The sequence below is a fragment of the Bifidobacterium indicum genome, from assembly GCF_036987015.1.
Lineage (GTDB): Bacteria > Actinomycetota > Actinomycetes > Actinomycetales > Bifidobacteriaceae > Bombiscardovia > Bombiscardovia indica.
On record NZ_BTXM01000004.1, the window covers coordinates 1 to 17,926 of the forward strand.

The 17,926-nt window shown below is 66.0% G+C and carries 13 protein-coding genes; 10 read left to right on the forward strand and 3 right to left on the reverse strand.

Annotated features, from left to right (window positions below; genetic code table 11):
- The 3 genes from AACP59_RS08090 to trxA all read right to left on the reverse strand — a co-directional run.
- Nucleotides 1–3,158 (reverse strand): RCC1 domain-containing protein (locus AACP59_RS08090; protein WP_339352934.1); only part of this gene is annotated, 3,158 nt, incomplete at its 3' end.
- A gap of 945 nt (nucleotides 3,159–4,103) precedes the next feature.
- Entirely contained in the window at nucleotides 4,104–5,126 is a 1,023-nt protein-coding gene (locus AACP59_RS08095) for a resuscitation-promoting factor (RefSeq protein WP_339350646.1), read from the reverse strand.
- A gap of 165 nt (nucleotides 5,127–5,291) precedes the next feature.
- Nucleotides 5,292–5,636, reverse strand: a complete 345-nt coding sequence (trxA, locus tag AACP59_RS08100) for a thioredoxin (protein WP_297316248.1) — start codon at nucleotides 5,634–5,636, stop codon at nucleotides 5,292–5,294.
- Between the two features lie 169 nt (nucleotides 5,637–5,805).
- Here trxA and AACP59_RS08105 point away from each other — a divergent pair, with 169 nt between their 5' ends.
- From AACP59_RS08105 to AACP59_RS08150, 10 genes are all read left to right on the forward strand, one after another.
- Complete coding sequence (locus AACP59_RS08105) at nucleotides 5,806–6,435, forward strand: NUDIX hydrolase family protein (protein WP_339350648.1); 630 nt, start codon at nucleotides 5,806–5,808, stop codon at nucleotides 6,433–6,435.
- Nucleotides 6,436–6,491: 56 nt separating this feature from the next.
- The gene (locus AACP59_RS08110) at nucleotides 6,492–7,388 is read left to right on the forward strand and encodes an alpha/beta fold hydrolase (protein WP_339350649.1); all 897 of its coding nucleotides are present in this window, start codon (nucleotides 6,492–6,494) and stop codon (nucleotides 7,386–7,388) included.
- Nucleotides 7,381–8,421 carry an NAD(+) diphosphatase gene (nudC, locus tag AACP59_RS08115; protein ID WP_339350651.1) on the forward strand — a complete coding sequence of 347 codons (1,041 nt, stop codon included), beginning with the start codon at nucleotides 7,381–7,383 and terminating at the stop codon, nucleotides 8,419–8,421. Before AACP59_RS08110 ends, nudC begins: the two co-directional genes overlap by 8 nt.
- 61 nt (nucleotides 8,422–8,482) lie before the next feature.
- Nucleotides 8,483–10,162: a L,D-transpeptidase gene (locus AACP59_RS08120; RefSeq protein ID WP_339350653.1), complete on the forward strand. Its 1,680-nt coding sequence runs from the start codon at nucleotides 8,483–8,485 to the stop codon at nucleotides 10,160–10,162.
- Between the two features lie 85 nt (nucleotides 10,163–10,247).
- Nucleotides 10,248–10,661, forward strand: coding sequence for a glycine cleavage system protein GcvH (gene gcvH, locus AACP59_RS08125; RefSeq protein WP_297316253.1), 414 nt, complete (start codon nucleotides 10,248–10,250; stop codon nucleotides 10,659–10,661).
- Between the two features lie 26 nt (nucleotides 10,662–10,687).
- A complete protein-coding gene (locus AACP59_RS08130) occupies nucleotides 10,688–11,893 on the forward strand; it encodes an App1 family protein phosphatidate phosphatase (protein ID WP_339350655.1) in 1,206 nt (401 codons plus the stop codon).
- A gap of 42 nt (nucleotides 11,894–11,935) precedes the next feature.
- Nucleotides 11,936–14,446 (forward strand): S9 family peptidase, encoded by a 2,511-nt coding sequence (locus AACP59_RS08135; protein ID WP_370466003.1) that lies wholly within the window; start codon nucleotides 11,936–11,938, stop codon nucleotides 14,444–14,446.
- A 33-nt stretch (nucleotides 14,447–14,479) separates the two neighbouring features.
- The gene (locus AACP59_RS08140; RefSeq protein WP_297316255.1) at nucleotides 14,480–15,523 is read left to right on the forward strand and encodes a 3-isopropylmalate dehydrogenase; all 1,044 of its coding nucleotides are present in this window, start codon (nucleotides 14,480–14,482) and stop codon (nucleotides 15,521–15,523) included.
- 58 nt (nucleotides 15,524–15,581) lie between these two features.
- On the forward strand, nucleotides 15,582–16,604 hold the full coding sequence (locus tag AACP59_RS08145) for an NINE protein (protein WP_339351226.1): 1,023 nt from the start codon (nucleotides 15,582–15,584) through the stop codon (nucleotides 16,602–16,604).
- On the forward strand, nucleotides 16,605–17,828 hold the full coding sequence (locus tag AACP59_RS08150) for a lipoate--protein ligase family protein (protein ID WP_339350659.1): 1,224 nt from the start codon (nucleotides 16,605–16,607) through the stop codon (nucleotides 17,826–17,828).
- The last annotated feature ends 98 nt before the right edge of the window (nucleotides 17,829–17,926 follow it).

A 17,926-nucleotide genomic window follows, 5' to 3' on the forward strand; every position in this document is an offset into this window, starting at 1 on the left:
GTGTTGTTGTTGGTGGTGCGTCCCAGTTGCCCGTTGCTGTTGCTTCCCCATGTGTAGAGGTTGCCGTCGGATCCGATGGCCATGGAATGGATGTATCCTGCGGTGGCCTGTGTCCAGGTGAATCCGGTGGGTGCGCCCGTGGGCTTGGCCACCATGCCCGGCGTGGGATTGGCGGTGTTGTTGGTGGTGCGTCCCAGTTGCCCGTTGCTGTTGCTTCCCCATGTGTAGAGGTTGCCGTCGGATCCGATGGCCATGGAATGGCCCCATCCTGCGATGGCCTGTGTCCAGGTGAATCCGGCGGGTGCGCCCGCGGGCTTGGCCACCATGCCCGGCGTGTTGTTGTTGGTGGTGCGTCCCAGTTGCCCGTTGCTGTTGCTTCCCCATGTGTAGAGGTTGCCGTCGGATCCGATGGCCATGGAATGGATGTATCCTGCGGTGGCCTGTGTCCAGGTGAATCCGGCGGGTGCGCCCGTGGGCTTGGCCACCATGCCCGGCGTGGGATTGGCGGTGTTGTTGGTGGTGCGTCCCAGTTGCCCGTTGTTGTTGTTTCCCCATGTGTAGAGGTTGCCGTCGGAGCCGACCGCCATGGAATGCTGCCATCCTGCGGTGGCTTGTGTCCAGGTGAATCCGGCGGGTGCGCCCGTGGGTTTGGCCACCATGGCCGGCGTGGGGTCGGTGAAGCTGGTGTTGGTGTCGCGTCCCAGCTGGCCGTACAGGTTGCTTCCCCAGGTGTAGAGGTTGCCGTCTGAGCCGATGGCCATGGAATGCTGGTATCCTGTGCTGATCTGGGTGAAGCGGATGCCGCGGGGTGCGGGCGGGGTGAGGGTGACCTGTTCGCCGCCCAGTTCGGATCCGTGGCCGGGGCTGATGGTCCATGACGGGGTCGGGCTCCAGTGGGCCTTGAGGTCCACGTGTCCGGTGACGGGCCGGTTGAAGTCGTAGGCCACGGGTGTGCCGGTGATGAACCATCCGTCGAACACGTGGCCGGTCTTGACCGGGTCGGCGGGGCGGCTGGCCCGCTGGCCCTCCGCGACCTGCTGGTCGGGTGGTGTGGGTGTGCCCCCGTCCGGGTCGAAGTTGACCGTGTGGGAGGGTGCTTCGTACGTGTAGGGCAGGTGTGTGTCGGCCTGGGGTGCGTTGTTCCTGGTCCAGGTGATGACCGTGTCCGCCTGGCCCGCCGCGTGTGCGGGTGTGGTGACCCTCCAGGTGCCGTCCGTGTTCCCGGCCGGCGTGGTGCCGGCGGCCCCGCCGAACGCGACGCCCGTGGGGACGGCGGGCCCGGTGCCGGGGGGATCAGCCCGGTCCGGCACGGGATTGGGGTTGGTGGTGCCGGTGTTGGTGGTGCGTCCCAGTTGGCCGTACTGGTTGTCTCCCCAGGTGTAGAGGTTGCCGTCCGAGCCGACCGCCATGGAGAAGTAGTCTCCTGCGCTGGCTTGTGTCCAGGTGAATCCGGCGGGTGCGCCCGCCGGCTTGTCCACCGGACCCGGCATGGGGTTGGGGGAGACGGTAGGTGTGGCGCGTCCCAGTTGGCCGTAGTTGTTGTCTCCCCAGGTGTAGAGGTTGCCGTCGGATCCGACCGCCATGGAATGGGTGTATCCTGCGCTGGCCTGGGTCCAGGTGAATCCGGCGGGTGCGTCCGTGGGTTTGTCCACCGGGCCCGGCGTGGGGGTGGTGCCGCTGTTGGTGGTGCGTCCCAGTTGGCCGCAGTTGTTGCTTCCCCAGGTATAGAGGTTGCCGTCCGAGCCGACCGCCATGGAATAGAACCTTCCCACGGTGGCCTGGGTCCAGGTGAATCCGGCGGGTGCGCCCGTGGGTTTGTCCACCATGCCCGGCGTGGGGTTGGGTTTCCAGTTGCCCTTGTTGGTGGTGCGTCCCAGTTGGCCGTAGAGGTTGTTTCCCCAGGTGTAGAGGTTGCCGTCGGATCCGACCGCCATGGAATGGACGATTCCTGCGGTGGCCTGGGTCCAGGTGAATCCGGTGGGTGCCCCCGCGGGTTTGTCCACCGGGCCCGGCGTGGGGTCGATGACGCTGTTGGTGGCGCGTCCCAGTTGACCGTACTCGTTGTCTCCCCAGGTGTAGAGGTTGCCGTCGGATCCGACCGCCATGGAATGGTACCATCCTGTGATGGCTTGTGTCCAGGTGAATCCGGCGGGTGCGCCCGCGGGCTTGGCCACCACGGCCGGCGTGGGGTTGGGGTTGAGGGTGCCGCTGTTGGTGTCGCGTCCCAGTTGGCCGAATTGGTTGTCTCCCCAGGTGTAGAGGTTGCCGTCGGATCCGATGGCCATGGAATACTGCCATCCGGCGGTGGCCTGGGTCCAGGTGAATCCGGCGGGTGCGCCCGCGGGCTTGGCCACGATGCTCGGCGTGGGGTCGGTGCCGCTGGTGGTGGTGCGTCCCAGTTCGCCGTATTGGTTGCGTCCCCAGGTGTAGAGGTTGCCGTCGGATCCGATGGCCAGGGAATGGAATTCTCCTGTGCTGGTCTGGGTGAAGCGGATGCCGCGGGGTGGGGGCGGGGTGAGGGTGATGGTGTCGCCGCCTTGGGTGGTCCCGTGGTCGGGGGTCATGTTCCAGGTGTCGTTGTTTTTGGTCCAGTGTGCTTTGAGGGTGAGGTTGTCGGTGGTGACGGGTTGGTTGAAGTCGTAGGCGAGTGGTGTGTCTTCGTTGAACCATCCGTCGAAGAGGTATCCGGCCCGTGTGGGGTCGGGTGTGGGTCGTGGGCAGTGTTGCCCTGTGGTGAGGGTCTGCCTGGTGGGGAAGCCGGCGGTGCCGCCGGCCGGGTCGAAGACGACCGTGGCCGGGGATCCGGCCCGTGTGGCCGGTCCGGTCGTGGCGGGATGCAGGGGGGAGACGGATGCCAGGGGGCTGTCTGGTCCCCCGCCCAACGGTGAGGGGACGGACAGGGATGGGGCGGCCGGTCCGGCCGGTGTCCCGTCGGATGGTGATGTGGTTGGTGTGGGTGTGGGTGTGGCGGCTGGTGTGGCGGGCCGGGTCTGTTGCCTGTCGGCCGTGCGGGGGGATCGACCCCCCTGTGCCGTCATGGCCATGGCCGTGGGTGCCGCGTCGGCGGCGGCCGGGGCGTGGATTGCCGCGGGCAGGATCATGGCGGCCATGAGCATGACCGCCAAAGCAAGTCGTGGCGAATGTGCGAGACGATGCAAGGTGCGGACCTCTTTCCCCAAACTCATCCCACCGTCCCAAACCGGCGGGAAAGCAACCCCCACGTGCGCCACGGTGCCCTCCCCGGCACCCTGCACACACGACGAACCCCCCAGTTCATCACCAAACATTATACCACACAGCCAGCACACACCCACCAGGCAGAAAGACATAACCCGGCCTGCCCGGCCAGCGGAAGGAAGACCAAGGCCTCCTCGGGGACATCCGGTCGGGCGGGATAGGTCGTCAGGGGAACTGTTCCGCAGCCCCGGGGGCATCTATTCTGATGAAGTCAGAATGTGGTGTCCCGCCAGGGCGGCGGCCATGACGAGCTGCTCGGTAAAGAGGGGGAAGGATGCCCTCGCCCCCAGCCCGGGGCAGGACGACGATGCGGCGGAACTCGTACAGGTTGCGGTGTCCGAGACCTGGACGACACCACCGTGCGTTCAGTCGATGGTGATCACGACCTGGCCTGGCTCGTGGGCCGGCGTGGTCACCATCCAGGTGTGGTCAGCGTTCGCAGCAGGGCCGGTGCCCGTTGATGCGCCGAACCTGACGGAGGTGGGGACACCTGGGGTGAGGTATCAATCCGGCCCGGTGTGGGGATGCCGCAGGGTGCAGGCGGGGTCAGAATGACGGTGGTGCCGCCGCCCCGATGCGCAGCAGCACCTTCCCGATACCCAGACACACCAGGGTCGCCATATCGGGAAAAGAATAACGCAGGCTGAAGTGAGGGAACGTCGGCCCTGGTCGGGCCGTGACCCACGGAAAGGCGCCAGACGGCTGGCCGATCCCCCCCCCCCCCATGTCGTAGCGGGGTCGGCGGAAACTGTGTGATTTGTATCCACGGGAGGGTGTTCGGCTTGGCCAGGGAGGCTCATGGATATGGAAGAATCCCCCACCGGCTGACGCCTGTGGGGGATCCTGAGTGGTCTTGGTCTGTCGGATCAGTACCAGCCCGCTGCCTGGGAGTGGGACCAGGCGCCGCAGGGGGTGCCGTACCGTCCCTGGATGTACCCGAGGCCCCAGGTGATCTGGGTGCGGGGGTTGGTCTGCCAATCCGCTCCGGCCGACGACATCTTGCTGCCGGGCAGTGCCTGGGGGATGCCGTAGGCACCGGAAGGATTGGCGGCGTTGGTTCTCCAGCCGGACTCCTTGTTCCAGAGCTGGACCAGGCAGGTGAACTGGTCCTCGCCCCACCCTCGTGAGGTGACCAGTTCGTGGGCGACACTCTGGGACTCGCCGACGGGTGCCGTGGTCGTGGCGGGGCCGGACGAGACCGACGAGCCAGCACTGCCGGCACTGCCGGTGCCGACCAGGACGACCTTGTCTACCGGAGCCGACCTGACAAAGGAGGCGAAGACGTTGCTGGACAGGTTCTTCCTGCCGGCCGCCGTGACCAGGCTGGTGGTCTCCATGACGCCGTTCTTCCCTTCGGTCTTGACCTTGGTGGTTCCGGCGGGGAGGGAGTCGGTCTTCTCTTCGATGGTGTTGAAGGGGATGTCGGACTCTTCGGTGGCGACCTGGGCGTCGGCCCGGTCGATCCTGATGACGGTCTTCTCGCTGACCGGTGTGGTCAGGGCCGGGCTGACCTGGTCACCGGGTTCCAGGGTGATGTCGCCGGCCTCGAGAACGGACTTCACGTCGGTGAAGTGGTTGCCCAGGACCACCCTGTTCTTCCCGTTGATCTGCACGGTGACATAGGAGGTGTTGGCGGTTGACCCGCCCTCGCCGTTGCGCAGGGCCTGCCTGGTGGAGCTACGTGAGACCTCCAGGTTGCCCTGCTGGGTGGCGGAATATGCAGTCATGCCCTGGGTGGGGCTGCCGCCCTGTGATGTATAGAAGTCGCGGGAGATGAATCCCGCACCGATGACCATGCCGATGACGGTGACGCCTGCGCCCAACCGCAGCCACTGACGCCTGGTCAGGGCCTTGACCGCGGCCATCCGCCCTCTTCGATGGTTCGCCATTACACTCCTCTGTTTGGCCAACAGATCCTCAGCGACATGCAGACCGGACTCAATCCGCGCCCGCCCTCATCCGGGCATACCGAAAGAGGCGCTGGAACATATATCTGACCATTATAGACCCTTGTCCCTACCGAGCCAACACGGGCGGGGAGGGGGCTCCTGAGATCAGGTCTCCGAGGTCACGCCCATGTCGGCCTGTCGGGCCTGCTGGATCAGGTCATCCAGATCGGAAGCCCTCAGGGCCCCCGCCTGTTTGAAGATGATCTGGCCCTGCTTGGCGATCATCAGGGTGGGGACCGCCTGGATTCCCGCGGCCGCAGCCAGGTCCTGGTTCTGGTCGATGTCGACCTTGCCGAAGACGATGTCGGTGTTCTCCTGGGAGGCCTTGTCGAAGATGGGGCCGAAGGCCTTGCAGGGCCCGCACCAGGTGGCCCAGAAGTCGATCAGTACCAGGTCGTTCCCGCTGATGGTCTGCTCGAAGTTCTCTGAGGTGATAGTCGTAGTGGCCATACTCGTGCTCCTTACGAATCATGTTGGGATCTGGTCAGGTGACTGCAAGACAACCGATCCCTTACCATCAGCATTCCATCATGGCTGGAGAAAGCCCCGGAATCAGCTCAGGGTGTAGATATGGACGGGCGGTTTGGACCGGTCAAGCCGGGAATCGATAATGGGGTGTATGCCAGTGCTGAATGACGAGATACCCGACGACGATGACTTCGATGCCGATCGGAAGCGGGGCGCGTTCTCGAACATCACCCCCGAGGACTTCGTCCGTGGCACATCGCGGGGGAACCCCCCGGGGTGGCTGGACAAGGACCGGATCGACCAGGCCCGCAGGGAACTGCCCATGGCCTATGTCGAGGTGGTGCCGGTCCGGACGGACGATCTGGGAGGCGTATCCCAGGTGGGTTCCCTGCTCTGCGTCGGTGATGACGGCAATATAGAGAGGACCCTGATCACCGGACGGGTGCTCTACCACGAGACCATCAGGGAGGCCCTGGCCAGGAACATCGCCAAGGACCTGGGAGAGCTGGCCCTGCCCGTCCTGCCCACCGGGCTCCAACCCTTCACCGTGGCCGAGTTCTTCCCCACGCCCGGCGTATCCGAATACTATGATCCCCGCCAGCATGCCATCGCCCTCTGCTACCTGATTCCCGTGGCCGGCGACTGCAAGCCCCAGGACGAGACCCTGGACGTGGAATGGGTCGACCCCAGGGGAGACATGCTCGACACCTTCATCAGCCAGATGCCCAACGGGCACGGACGGGTGCTCCGCACGGCCCTGTCATGGGCCGGGGTTCTCTGAGTTCCGATTTTGCATACCAGTGCACTACCAGCAGCAGGAAAGGCGGTCCGAGGCCGATGACCATGACCATCACCAATACCGTTCATCGTGGGGGGAGCGGGCTGCCGCTGGTCCTCTGCCATGCCTTCCCGGTGGATCATCGGATGTGGAACAGGTGTGCGTCCAGCCTCATCGACCGGGCCGACCGGCGTGGGCTGGTCCCCTTCCCGGTCTATGCGCCGGACATGCCCGGGGCGGGCGACTGCCCCCTGCCCGAGGCCGGGCAGAACGGCGAGGTGGCCCCGGACGGCGCCTACCCCCAGGCCCTGGACCGGATGGCCGACGCCTTCGTCAACATGGTTGCCGGACTCGGGCACCGGAAGGCCATATGGGTGGGCCTTTCCATGGGAGGATACCTGGTGGAGGCCATCTGGCGGCTCCACCCCGAGGCGGTGGCCGGCCTGGCCCTCTGCGACACCACGACCAGGGGCGATACCCCGCAGTCCCGGGCCAACCGGCTGGACGTGGCCCAGGACTGTCTGGAGACCGGCTCGGTTGATGGGGTCATGCACTTCGCCCGGCCCCAGGAGGGTGATTCCAGGATCAAGACCTCTCCGGAGTTCATCGAGACCATGACCGGGTGGATCAGGTCCCAGTCGCCCCAGGGCATCGCCTGGAGGGAGCGGATGGCCGCCGGGCGCCCTGACCAGACCGGTCTGCTGCCCGGCATCGACGTTCCCCTGACCATGGTTTCGGGGGAGTTGGATCCCTCCAGTTCACCCCGGACCATGCGCCCCCTGGCCCGGGCCGCCACCTCGGCACCCGGCGGGGTCAGGTTCGTGCAGGTCCCCGAATGCGGCCACTTCAGCGCCGTGGAGCATCCCGAGGCGGTGGCCTCGGCCCTGGTCGACCTGGTGGCCGATGTTCAGGCATCGTGCGGGGCCGACGAAACCGGGGCGGGCCACGATGAGTGATTCCCCCCGTTCCGCCTTCTCTCCTTTGGCCCTGACCCAGGTCCTTCCCTTTCTTCCCCTGGCGCAGGGGGATGTGGATTACCACGTCGCCCGCCGCAGCCGGCCCGACCTGATGCGGGACCTGACCGGATCCCCGGCCGTGGACGTGATCCTGGTGGACCGTGACCACCTGGCCGTTCCCAAGGGGCAGGGCGGCACCGCCGGCCGCCGGCATGCCAGGATCCGCCTGGCCATGCTGCCCGCCACCTACCTGGCGGGGATGCTTGATGGGGAGGACCGGGAATCCTGGCCCCTGTACTATCTGGGCTCCAAGGACGGCCGTGACTATCTGGCCCTGGATTTGGCCCTGCTGGGGCAGGGTGCCGACGATGGCCGGACCGTAGACGGCGGGCTGGGGCAATCGGCCGGGGAACGGTTCGATTGGCTTGGGCTCCGGGAGTTCGCCCCCCATGGCACACCCCGGCAGGTGGGCCTGGCCACCAGCGCGGTCTCCCTGTCCATGTGGCAGAACCGGCAGCGCTTCTGCCCCGCCTGTGGCACCCCGGTGAAGCCCTGTATGAGTGGATGGGCCCAACGCTGCCTGGGCGCGGACCCCGGTCACACCCTTTTCCCGCGGATCGAGCCGGCCGTCATCATGGCCGTTGTGGATTCCCGGGATCGGCTCCTCCTCCAGCACAACAACGCCTGGGGACCTGATTTCCATTCGGTGACCGCCGGGTTCGTCGAGGCCGGCGAGAACCTTGAGCACGCCGTACGCCGCGAGACCATGGAGGAGGTCGGGGTCCCGGTGGGGGAGGTTCACTACATGGGGTCCCAGCCATGGCCCTTCCCATCCTCCCTGATGGTGGCCTTCAAGGCCCGCGCCATGATGACCGGTATTCGGGTGGACGGTCAGGAAACCAAGGAGGCCGCCTGGTTCAGCCGTGACGAATTGAGCGCCAGTATGGCGGCCGGCACCATCCGCATGCCCAAGCGGGCGACCATAGCCCGGGCCATGATCGAGGAATGGTACGGCAAGGGCCTGGAGGAATAGGGAATCTGGGTAAGGCGCAGGGTAGGATATTCCAAGGCGAGAACACGCGGAAAGGTGGCCTATGTCTGTGGAAGGGCAATCGGAATCGCAGATTCCTCACGTTGAAGGGGGCGTCGAAGAGGCTGAAACCATAGCCATGCAGCCTCTTCGGTCTCCCGCGGACGGGACTGCGGCTGAGGGGCCGGTTGATCTTTTCCGGGACGGGGTCGGGGCACCGGAACCGGTTGATTTGTTTGATGATGAGGCGGCCAGCAGGGCCTTCGGACAGGAGGCCATCGCAAAGCGGTCGTGGTTCGGGGCCCACAAGGCCATCTGGATCACCCTGGCGGTCGTCTTCCTCCTGGCGGTTGTTCTGGTGGGAGGGTTCCTCGGTGCCCGTCAGTACTTCCAGGACAGGGTGGCCCCGGGCGTCAGCTTCGCCGGGCAAAGCATGATGGGCAAGGACGCCGCCCAGGTCAGGCAGATCGTCAGCCGGAAGGTCAAGGATTCCAAGGTCGAGCTGGACGCCCCGGGCAGGGGGCCGGTCTCGGCGGGTCTGAGCGACCTGGGGGTCTCCGTCGACGAGGAGCGCACCGCCAAGGACCTCATGGAGAGCAAGCGCCAGGGCGACTTCGCCCGCCTCAACCCCTTCAAGCGGGTATCCGTACCCCTGGTGGCCAAGGACGACGAACTGAAGATGGACCGGTACCTGACCGGAAGGCTCGTCGACGGGGGCGAGCATTCCGTCCCCTCCTCCATAGTCTTCGACGAGGGCCTGCACGCCTTCACGGTCCAGGAGGGGCGCGGGGGCCAGGCCCCCAGGCTGGATCCTGTCAAGGATGCGGTCTCCGCCCTGGTCCAGGAGCCCGGCCAGCAGGTCAGGGCCAAGGTCTCCTTCTACGACGTGCCCATGCCGATCAGCAAGGAGGTGGCCTCCAGGGTGGCCGGTGAGGCCAACCAGCGCATCGGCAAGGACCTGGTCATCCAGGGGGCCGACGATGACACCATGAAGGTCCCGGCCCCGGTCGTGGCCTCCTGGGTGAAGCCGGATACGGACCTGAAGCGGGGGACCATGAGTCTGGACTTCGACCAGACCGCCGTATCCTCCTATCTGAGCCGGGAACTCCCCAAGGGTCTGGACCGGGAGATGGTCACGGCCGTCAACGTCAAGAACACCAAGGGTGAAGTGGTGGCCGAGACCACCAAGGGTGTGGACGGGGTCAAGGTCAAGGACTTCGACGCCACCGCAGACCAGGTCATCCAGGTGCTGAAGAGCGGGAGCATGGCGCCGGTCAAGGCCCAGGCCGATGTGACCCCCCACAAGGAGCAGACCAGGACCGCCCGCTATGATGTGCCGGACGGCGACACCTGGATCGACGTGAACCTCTCCAACCAGACCGCCACCGCCTACCACGGCACCACCCCGGTCCAGACCTTCCTGATATGCTCGGGCAAGCCCTACGACGGTGACGGGTCCGACACGGGGACCTTCTTCATCAACGTCCGCTACCAGGTCCAGACCATGCGGGGCCCGGGCTACGTCTCACCCGACGTCAGGTGGGTCTCCTACTACAACGGCAGCGAGGGCTTCCACACTGCCGACTGGAACTATGACGGCATCGCCAGGGGCGACCCCATGCACAACGGATCGCACGGATGCATCAACATGTACGAGCAGGATGCCAAGTGGATTTACGACAATGCTCCGGTCGGCACCATGGTCAGGGTTTCCGGTCAGGTGCCCAGCGGTGCGGTCCGGTAGGCACCTCCATCCGCGCCTGGCGCACGACCCGGACCCAGGTGCCGATGAGGACCCGTATCCGCCCAGAGCAGAGTAGGCTGGAACCATGAGCGAAGAAAACAGCGAAGGCACCCCACGACTGGACGTGCCCGACCACCTGCAGTACTCCCCGGACCATGTCTGGATCGATACCTCCCAGGAGCCTGCCGTGCTCGGTGTAACCGAGTATGCGGCGGACCAGTTGGGTGACCTGGTCTTTTTGGACCTGCCCGAGACGGGGACCCAGGTCGAGGCCGGCGACGAGGTGGTGGAGTTGGAGTCATCCAAGGCGGTGGAACCCCTGGTCTGCCCGCTTTCGGGGACCATCGCCTACGTGAACCGGTCCGCTTCGGACGATCCCGCTGTCATCAACTCCGACCCGTACGGGGAGGGGTGGATCATGAAGATGACCCTGGACGATGACGAACCCGATCTCCTCTCGGCGGACCAGTACAGCCAGATGCTCAGGAACCTGGGCTGAGGCGGAGGTTGTCGTCCTGAGGGGGCATGGTGTCTGACAGGGAACGTCACGGAATCCGGGATGGGGGCGACCGGGGGCGGCCCATACAGGTCACCAGTGTCAGCACGGCCTTCGACGCTGCCGTACCCGGTGAGGGCATCGAGTCCAGACCGGCTCCGATCCGCCTGGCACGTCGCCTCATGACCGGTCTCTTCGAGCTCTGGGTGAGGCTTTCCACCAACCTTACCGACAGGATCGGCTGGTTCCCCCGGGTCCAGCCCTATGTCGGATATGGGACCCAGACGTACTCCCGTCTGATCTGCCGGACCGTTCTATCCGACCTCCAGGGCAGGTCGGACCAGGTCGTGCGCGGAATCAGGGGGCTCCTGACCGTCCCCGCTCCCAGGACCAAGGTGGCCCTGGCCATCGATCAGGTTTACCTGAGCACGGTCCAGGTCGGGGACTCCGCCTCCTATGACGCCGTGGACCCCGGCCGCAACCAGAGCAGTGAATTCGCCTTTTCCGACCGGTCGGGCTACCTGGACATGGTGGCCGAACACCACCTGAGCCCCGGCATCCACCAGGTCTCCTATGCGGTGCAGGGGCGGCCGACCGTCACGGCGCCCCTCTACATCATCCCGGCCGAGACCAGGTTCGGGATCATCTCCGACGTGGACGACACCATCATGGTCAGCCAGGTGCCCACCATGTGGAAGGCCGCCTGGAATTTCCTCCTCTCCAACCCCCACTACCGATCCTCGGTGGCGGGGATGTCGGTCTTCTACAACCGGATCCACGACCTGGACCCCATGGCCCCCTTCTTCTACCTCTCGGCCTCTCCGTGGAACGTGGAGGCCGCCATCCGGGGGTTCATCCGCGACCATGGATTCCCGCCCGGGCCCCTCCTCCTGCGCGACCTGGACCCCAGGCCCAAGACCTTCGTCCCCTCCATCGTCCAGCACAAGATGGAGTTCATCCATCAACTGATGGCCGACTTCCCCCACATGCGCTTCGTCCTGATGGGAGATGACGGCCAGAGCGACCCCGCCACCTTCGCCGAGGTGGTCAGACACTACCCGAACAGGGTCCTGGCCATCGGCATCCGCCAGCTCAGTCCCAGGGAAGCCGGTCTGGGCATCATCAACCGGACCGCCTCCCGGCCGGCCCCGGACACGGACGTGCCGGTCTTCTACGGAACGACCGGGGCGAACCTGATGCGGACCATGCTGCCCTACCTGGCCGCCACCCACTGACCCCGGCCCGATGGGGTTCCGGGTCGTGGCTATAATCGCCCCATGAGCTTTTCGGCAAGTGACTGCGGCGATTCCCCCATGACCCGACCGACCCCGCCCCAGGCGCCGTCCGAGACGACCCGGCGGTGCTTCCACGGCGACGTCTTCGAGGACCGGTACGAGTGGATGAGACAGAAGGAGGATCCCCGCACCCGCCGATACGTGGACCAGGAGAACCGGTACTGCCAGGAGCGGGTGGCCTACCTGGCCGGACTGCGCAAGACCCTCCTGGACGAGTTCAAGGCCCGGATCCAGGAGACCGACATGACCGTGCCCACCCGAATCCACGGTTACTGGTACTTCGGCAGGACCCTGGAGGGGAGCCAGTACGGCCTGCAATGCCGCCTGCCCATCCGGAGCCGGGGGGACTGGGGCCCGCCCCGGATCGACAAGGGGAGCGCCCCGGGCTCCCTGCCCGGTGAGGAGGTCATCTTCGATGCCAACAAGGAGTCCCAGGGGCATGACTTCTTCGCCCTGGGCTGCCTGGACCTGAGCACCGACGGGCGGTGGATGCTCTACGGCCTGGATACCAGCGGGAACGAACGCTACGACCTGCGCATCCGCGACCTCTCAACCGGCCGGGACCTGCCCGACCGGATCGACCAGGTGTCGTCCGGGGCTGTGCTGACCCCCGATGGGCGTTGGATCTTCTACACGACCCTGGACCAGGCTTGGAGGCCCTGTGCCGTCTGGCGTCACCGGGTAGGCCAGCCCCGGGAGGAAGACGTGAGGGTCTTCGAGGAGCCTGATAAGCGCTTCTGGGTGGGGGTGGGGCTGAGCTTTGACGAGTCCAGCCTGATGATCGGGTCATCCTCAAAGACCACCAGCGAGGTCCTCATGCTTTCGACGGAGGATCCGACCGGTGACTTCATCCCCTTCATCCCCCGCCAGGAGGGGGTCGAGTATGACGTCAGCCTGAGCCGCCTGGAGGGGGCCGGGCCGGACGGGGAGGACCTGCCGGTGGCGGTGGTCTACCACAACGTGCTCAACCCGAATTTCCAGGTAGACCTGATTGACATGAGCCTTGACAGGCCGCCCTATCGCCTGGGTCAGGGGGTGTGCATAGCCCAGGGGAGCCCCTGCGGGTGCGAGCAGGGCGGGGTCGAGGCTGACCGCTCCCCTGACACCCCCTACCGGAACCCCGCCAACCCGTCCATCCTCCAGGGCGCTCGCGGGCTGGGCATCGAGGGGATGGGCATCCATCGCAACTTCGTGGTCATGACCTATCGGGCCGACAGCCTGCCCCACTTGGCGGTCATCCCCAAGGGGGATGCCATCGAGGACCTCCGTGCCGGCAGGCCCTGGCGCTTCCGCCAGGTGGTACCCGGTCTGGGCCTGGCCGATTCGGACGGACAGGAAGGCGGACAGGGGAGGGTCTACAGCATCGCCTCCTCCGACAACCCCTCCTACGATGCCCCGACCATGCGTTATATCTTCAGCAGCTACACCACCCCCTCGGAGCTGCATGAGCTGGATCCGGCGACCGGTGATGACAGGCTCCTGAAGCGGGCCAGGGTCCTGGGCGACTTCGACCCGGACAGGTATGCCGAGCGCCGCCTCTGGGTAGGTGTGCGCGACGGGGCCAGGGTTCCCGTGTCCCTGGTCTGGCGGCGGGGGATGGTCCCCGCACTGGATGCCGAGGGGAGGACCGGCCTGGGCGATGAGGTCATCCAGGTCCCGGCCGACCCCGGCCACCTGGCCTGGGCCGGTGACCAGGGTGGCGCCCCCTGGGTCCATCCCGGTGGGGCCCCCATGTTCATCACGGGGTACGGGGCCTACGAGATCAGCTCAGATCCAGGATTCTCGACCGGTCGCCTGAGCCTTCTGGACAGGGGGGTGCTCTATGCCGTCCCCCACGTCCGTGGCGGTGGCGAGATGGGCCGCGCCTGGTACGAACAGGGGCGCAGGCTCCGGAAGAAGCACACCTTCGAGGACTTCGTCGACGTGACGGCGGCCCTCCAGGCCAAGGGGTGGGCGGACCCCCTCCACACGGTGGCCAACGGCGGTTCTGCAGGCGGCCTTCTCATGGGTGCCGTGGCCAACATGGCCCCCCAGCTCTATGCCGGGATCGAGGCCGACGTGCCCTTCGTGGATGCCCTGACCAGCATCCTGGACCCGGACCTCCCCCTGACCGTGACCGAGTGGGACGAGTGGGGCGACCCCCTGCACGACCCGGAGGTCTACCGGTACATGAAGTCCTACACCCCCTACGAGAACGTGCAGGATGCTCAGGACCGTCTGCGCTGCCACGGCACCAGGCACTTCCCGGCCATCCTGGTCACCACCTCCATGAACGACACGCGTGTGCTCTACGTGGAACCCCTCAAGTGGTTGGCCCGGCTCCAGGAGCCGGGCGTGGCGGCCGATGCCCTGATCAAGATCGAGGTGGAGGCCGGGCACGGGGGGATCAGCGGCCGCTACAGGCAGTGGGAGGAGCTGGCCTTCGAGAACGCCTGGTGCCTGTCCATCATGGTCCCCGACCAAACCCCTGTCCGGGATTCGGTCTCTTCCTGAAACGGCCCCGACAACCCTATCTATGCTCGGTGTATGACTGATACGAAGAAGCAGACATATCACATCGCCGTCATTCCCGGGGACGGCATCGGCAAGGAGATCGTCCCCGAGGCCCAGGCCGCCCTGGAGAAGGTGACCGAGGGCCAGGCAAACTTCGAATACGTGGACTTCGACCTGGGTGCCGAGCGTTATCTGCGCGACGGGGCCATCCTGCCCGACGAGGAACTGGACAGGCTCAGGCAGCAGGACGCCATCCTCCTGGGGGCCATCGGCGATCCCCGCATCAAGGCCGGCATCCTGGAGCGCGGCCTCCTGCTCAAGATGCGGTTCGAGCTTGATCAGTATGTGAACCTGCGCCCCTCCAAGCTCTACAAGGGCGTGGTCTCCCCCCTGGCCGACCCGGGCGACATCGACTTCGTGGTGGTCCGTGAGGGAACCGAGGGGCTCTATGCCGGGGCCGGTGGCTCCATCCGCCGGGGCACACCCCAGGAGGTGGCCACCGAGGTCTCCATCAACACCGCCTTCGGGGCCGAGCGGGTCATCCGCTATGCCTACGGGCTTGCCATGAAGCGCCGCAGGAAGTTGACCCTGGTCCACAAGAAGAACGTTCTGACCAACGCCGGTGACATGTGGCAGCGCCTGGTCGACCAGGTGGGGGAGGAGTACCCCCGGGTCGAGCGCGAATACCTCCACATCGACGCTTCGACCATCTTCATGGTCACCGAGCCCAGCCGTTTCGACGTGATCGTGACCGACAACCTCTTCGGCGACATCCTGACCGACGAGGCCGGTGCCGTGGTGGGCGGCGTGGGGTATTCGGCCTCTGGCTGCATCAACGCCAGCAACACCTACCCCTCCATGTTCGAGCCCATCCACGGGTCCGCCCCCGACATCGCCGGCAGGGGCATCGCCAACCCCACGGCTGCCATCCTCTCGGCTGCCATGCTGCTCAGCCACCTGGGCTTCGACCAGGAGGCGGCGCGAATCGACAGGGCCGTTGAGGACGACATAGCCGAACTCGGGGCCACCACCCGTTCCACCAGCCGGATCGGCAAAGACATCCTGGCCAGACTCTGAACGGCCTTTTCGCCGCCAGGGCTTTTATGGACTCTGGGCTAGGCTTGAAAGCATGACTATGGACGATTATCGACAGTCCGAAGAGGATGCCAATCAGAACCGGAACGTGGGATCCGGCGCCGGTGGACAGGTGGCAGGTTGGGCGGATTCGCCCAGCACCATCCCTGCCGATTCTCAATTCGGCGGGGCTCCCGCAGCTGATGGACCTTCAGAGGCCGCCGATCCGTATGGGGGCCAGCAGCGGTATGCGGATCGGCCTTGCTCTTTCGGCCAGCCGCACCCGGCCAATCAGCCATCCGCCCAGCCGGATGGGGCTATGGGATACGGTGCCCAGCCCCCCGCGGCCCAGCCTTATGGTGGTCGGACGGATGCTGCCCGTCCTCGGGGGAATCAGGGTCAAGTGGACCGGCCTTACGACGATGGTCAGCCCTATGGCTCGCAGCCCTATGGCGGCCAGTCTGGTGGTGGGCAGCCATGTGGCTCGCAACCTCACGGATGGCAACCCGATTTCCCGCGGATTGATGATTCGCAGCAGTACGGTGGGCAGCCCTACGACGGTCGGCCCTATGGTTCGCGGCCCTATGCCGGTCAGACCTATCCGGCCCAGCCTTATCCTGCTCAGTCGAACCTCGCACAGCCCTGCGGTGGTCAGACCTATCCGGTCCAGGTGCAAGGCGCTCCGTATTCTCCGTATTACGGGGTCCAGCCCCATCAGCCATACGGGCCGGTGCCAGCTGCGGCCCATCCGGCCCCGGTCTATCCCGGATACCCCTATTCGCCCTATGCGCAACCCGTGTATGCAAAACCGGCGCCCTATGCGGTCGTCCCCACGCGGCACTCCCGTTTGACGGCCGGTCTGCTCAGCATCTTCCTGGGCATCTTCGGCATCGGGAACTTCTATCTTGGGCGGACAGGTCAGGGCATGGGGCAGCTCATGCTCAGCCTGATCGGGTTCTTTTTCTTTTTCACCGGCCCCATCCTCTCCGTGGTCTGGGGGGTGATCGAAGGAGTGCTGATCCTGACTTCCTCACCCGGCTCCCGCTGGCATCGAGACGCCTACGGGCAAGAGCTGATTGATTAAATGTCATCCGTTCTTCGCGGGGAATGCAAGGAGCCCGGTGGCAAGTTGGTGGCCGTCGCCGTGGGCATGGGTCGGAACGCAAAGGGGCAGGCCTGCCTGGAGTCCTGCAGGATTGACGGGGATTTCTTCATCGACTACGACCTGGATGGGCGGGCTCCGCACGAACTGCTGACCGACCTGGAGTCGGCCATGACCAGATTGCGGCTTCCCCTCGATCCCGATCGGGCAACAGCCGCCCTGGACGCGGTCATGGAAAGGCATGATGCCGAACGGATGCTGGGTATATCCTCGCGGTCCCTGGTCAGGGCCCTGGTCCGCGCCCTCCCTCCCGGGCAGGTCCGCACCGAGAATGAGGCCGGGGCTGGTCTCTCGGATACCGACGACTCTTACAGGCATGGGGCCGACCTGGAGGTTCTGGACCAGGATGAGGCCTTAAGGCGCTGGGCGGGCCTGGACCTGACGGTCATCAGGGATCGTCTCCGGGACCCGGTCATGCAGATGGCCATGGACCAGGCCCTGGCCGAGTCGGTGGCCGCGGGGACCCAGCCGCCCACCCTCCGTCTCTGGAGGTGGGCATCGCCGGCGGTGGTCCTGGGGCGTTTCCAGTCCCTGGCCAACGAGGTGCACCTGGACCGGGCCCGGGAGCTGGGCTTCACCGTGGTCAGGCGTTGCACGGGCGGGGGCACCATGCTCGTCGAGGCCGACAGGGTCATCACCTACTCCCTCTATATGCCCGCAGGGTTTGTGCGGGGACTGGACCCGATCCGTTCCTACCGCCTCTGCGACCTCTGGCTGATTCGCGCCCTGCGCTCCCAGGGAATAGAGGCGGGCTGGGAGGGGATCAACGACATCGCCTCCCCCCGGGGCAAGATCGGCGGTGCCTCCCAGCGCCGCTTCCCCGGCAAGGGTGGCGGGCCCGGCGGAATCCTCCACCACGTGACCCTCTCCCACTCGATCGACACCCGACTGATGGGCCAGGTACTGAACACCTCACAGGAGAAGATCAGCGACAAGGCCGTACAATCGGCCAGGAGCCGGGTGGACCCGATCAGCAGGCAGACGCGTCTGGACCGGAAGACCCTGGTCGAGGAAATCCTGCAAACCCTGCCCTCCCTGGTGGGGGGTGTGCACATGGGGGAACCCGGGCCCGACATGGAGGACCGTGCCAGCCGACTTGCCGAGGAGCGATACGCACGACCCGGCTGGACAGGGACCATCGAATGAGTGTGACTATAATCATTCACAGTCAGACACACCCATTGCCAGCGTCCATACAGGTGCGTGGTCGATGACACGTCCATACAGGTGCGAGGTCGATGACG

Bases quoted from the DNA above. Each gene is read 5' to 3' on its own strand.
- AACP59_RS08095 (WP_339350646.1), bottom strand. From the start codon at position 5,126: ATGGCGAACCATCGAAGAGGGCGGATGGCCGCGGTCAAGGCCCTGACC.
- AACP59_RS08150 (WP_339350659.1), top strand. From the start codon at position 16,605: ATGTCATCCGTTCTTCGCGGGGAATGCAAGGAGCCCGGTGGCAAGTTG.
- gcvH (WP_297316253.1), top strand. From the start codon at position 10,248: ATGAGCGAAGAAAACAGCGAAGGCACCCCACGACTGGACGTGCCCGAC.
- AACP59_RS08105 (WP_339350648.1), top strand. From the start codon at position 5,806: ATGCCAGTGCTGAATGACGAGATACCCGACGACGATGACTTCGATGCC.
- AACP59_RS08110 (WP_339350649.1), top strand. From the start codon at position 6,492: ATGACCATGACCATCACCAATACCGTTCATCGTGGGGGGAGCGGGCTG.
- AACP59_RS08145 (WP_339351226.1), top strand. From the start codon at position 15,582: ATGGACGATTATCGACAGTCCGAAGAGGATGCCAATCAGAACCGGAAC.
- AACP59_RS08130 (WP_339350655.1), top strand. From the start codon at position 10,688: ATGGTGTCTGACAGGGAACGTCACGGAATCCGGGATGGGGGCGACCGG.
- trxA (WP_297316248.1), bottom strand. From the start codon at position 5,636: ATGGCCACTACGACTATCACCTCAGAGAACTTCGAGCAGACCATCAGC.
- nudC (WP_339350651.1), top strand. From the start codon at position 7,381: ATGAGTGATTCCCCCCGTTCCGCCTTCTCTCCTTTGGCCCTGACCCAG.
- AACP59_RS08120 (WP_339350653.1), top strand. From the start codon at position 8,483: ATGTCTGTGGAAGGGCAATCGGAATCGCAGATTCCTCACGTTGAAGGG.
- AACP59_RS08135 (WP_370466003.1), top strand. From the start codon at position 11,936: ATGAGCTTTTCGGCAAGTGACTGCGGCGATTCCCCCATGACCCGACCG.
- AACP59_RS08140 (WP_297316255.1), top strand. From the start codon at position 14,480: ATGACTGATACGAAGAAGCAGACATATCACATCGCCGTCATTCCCGGG.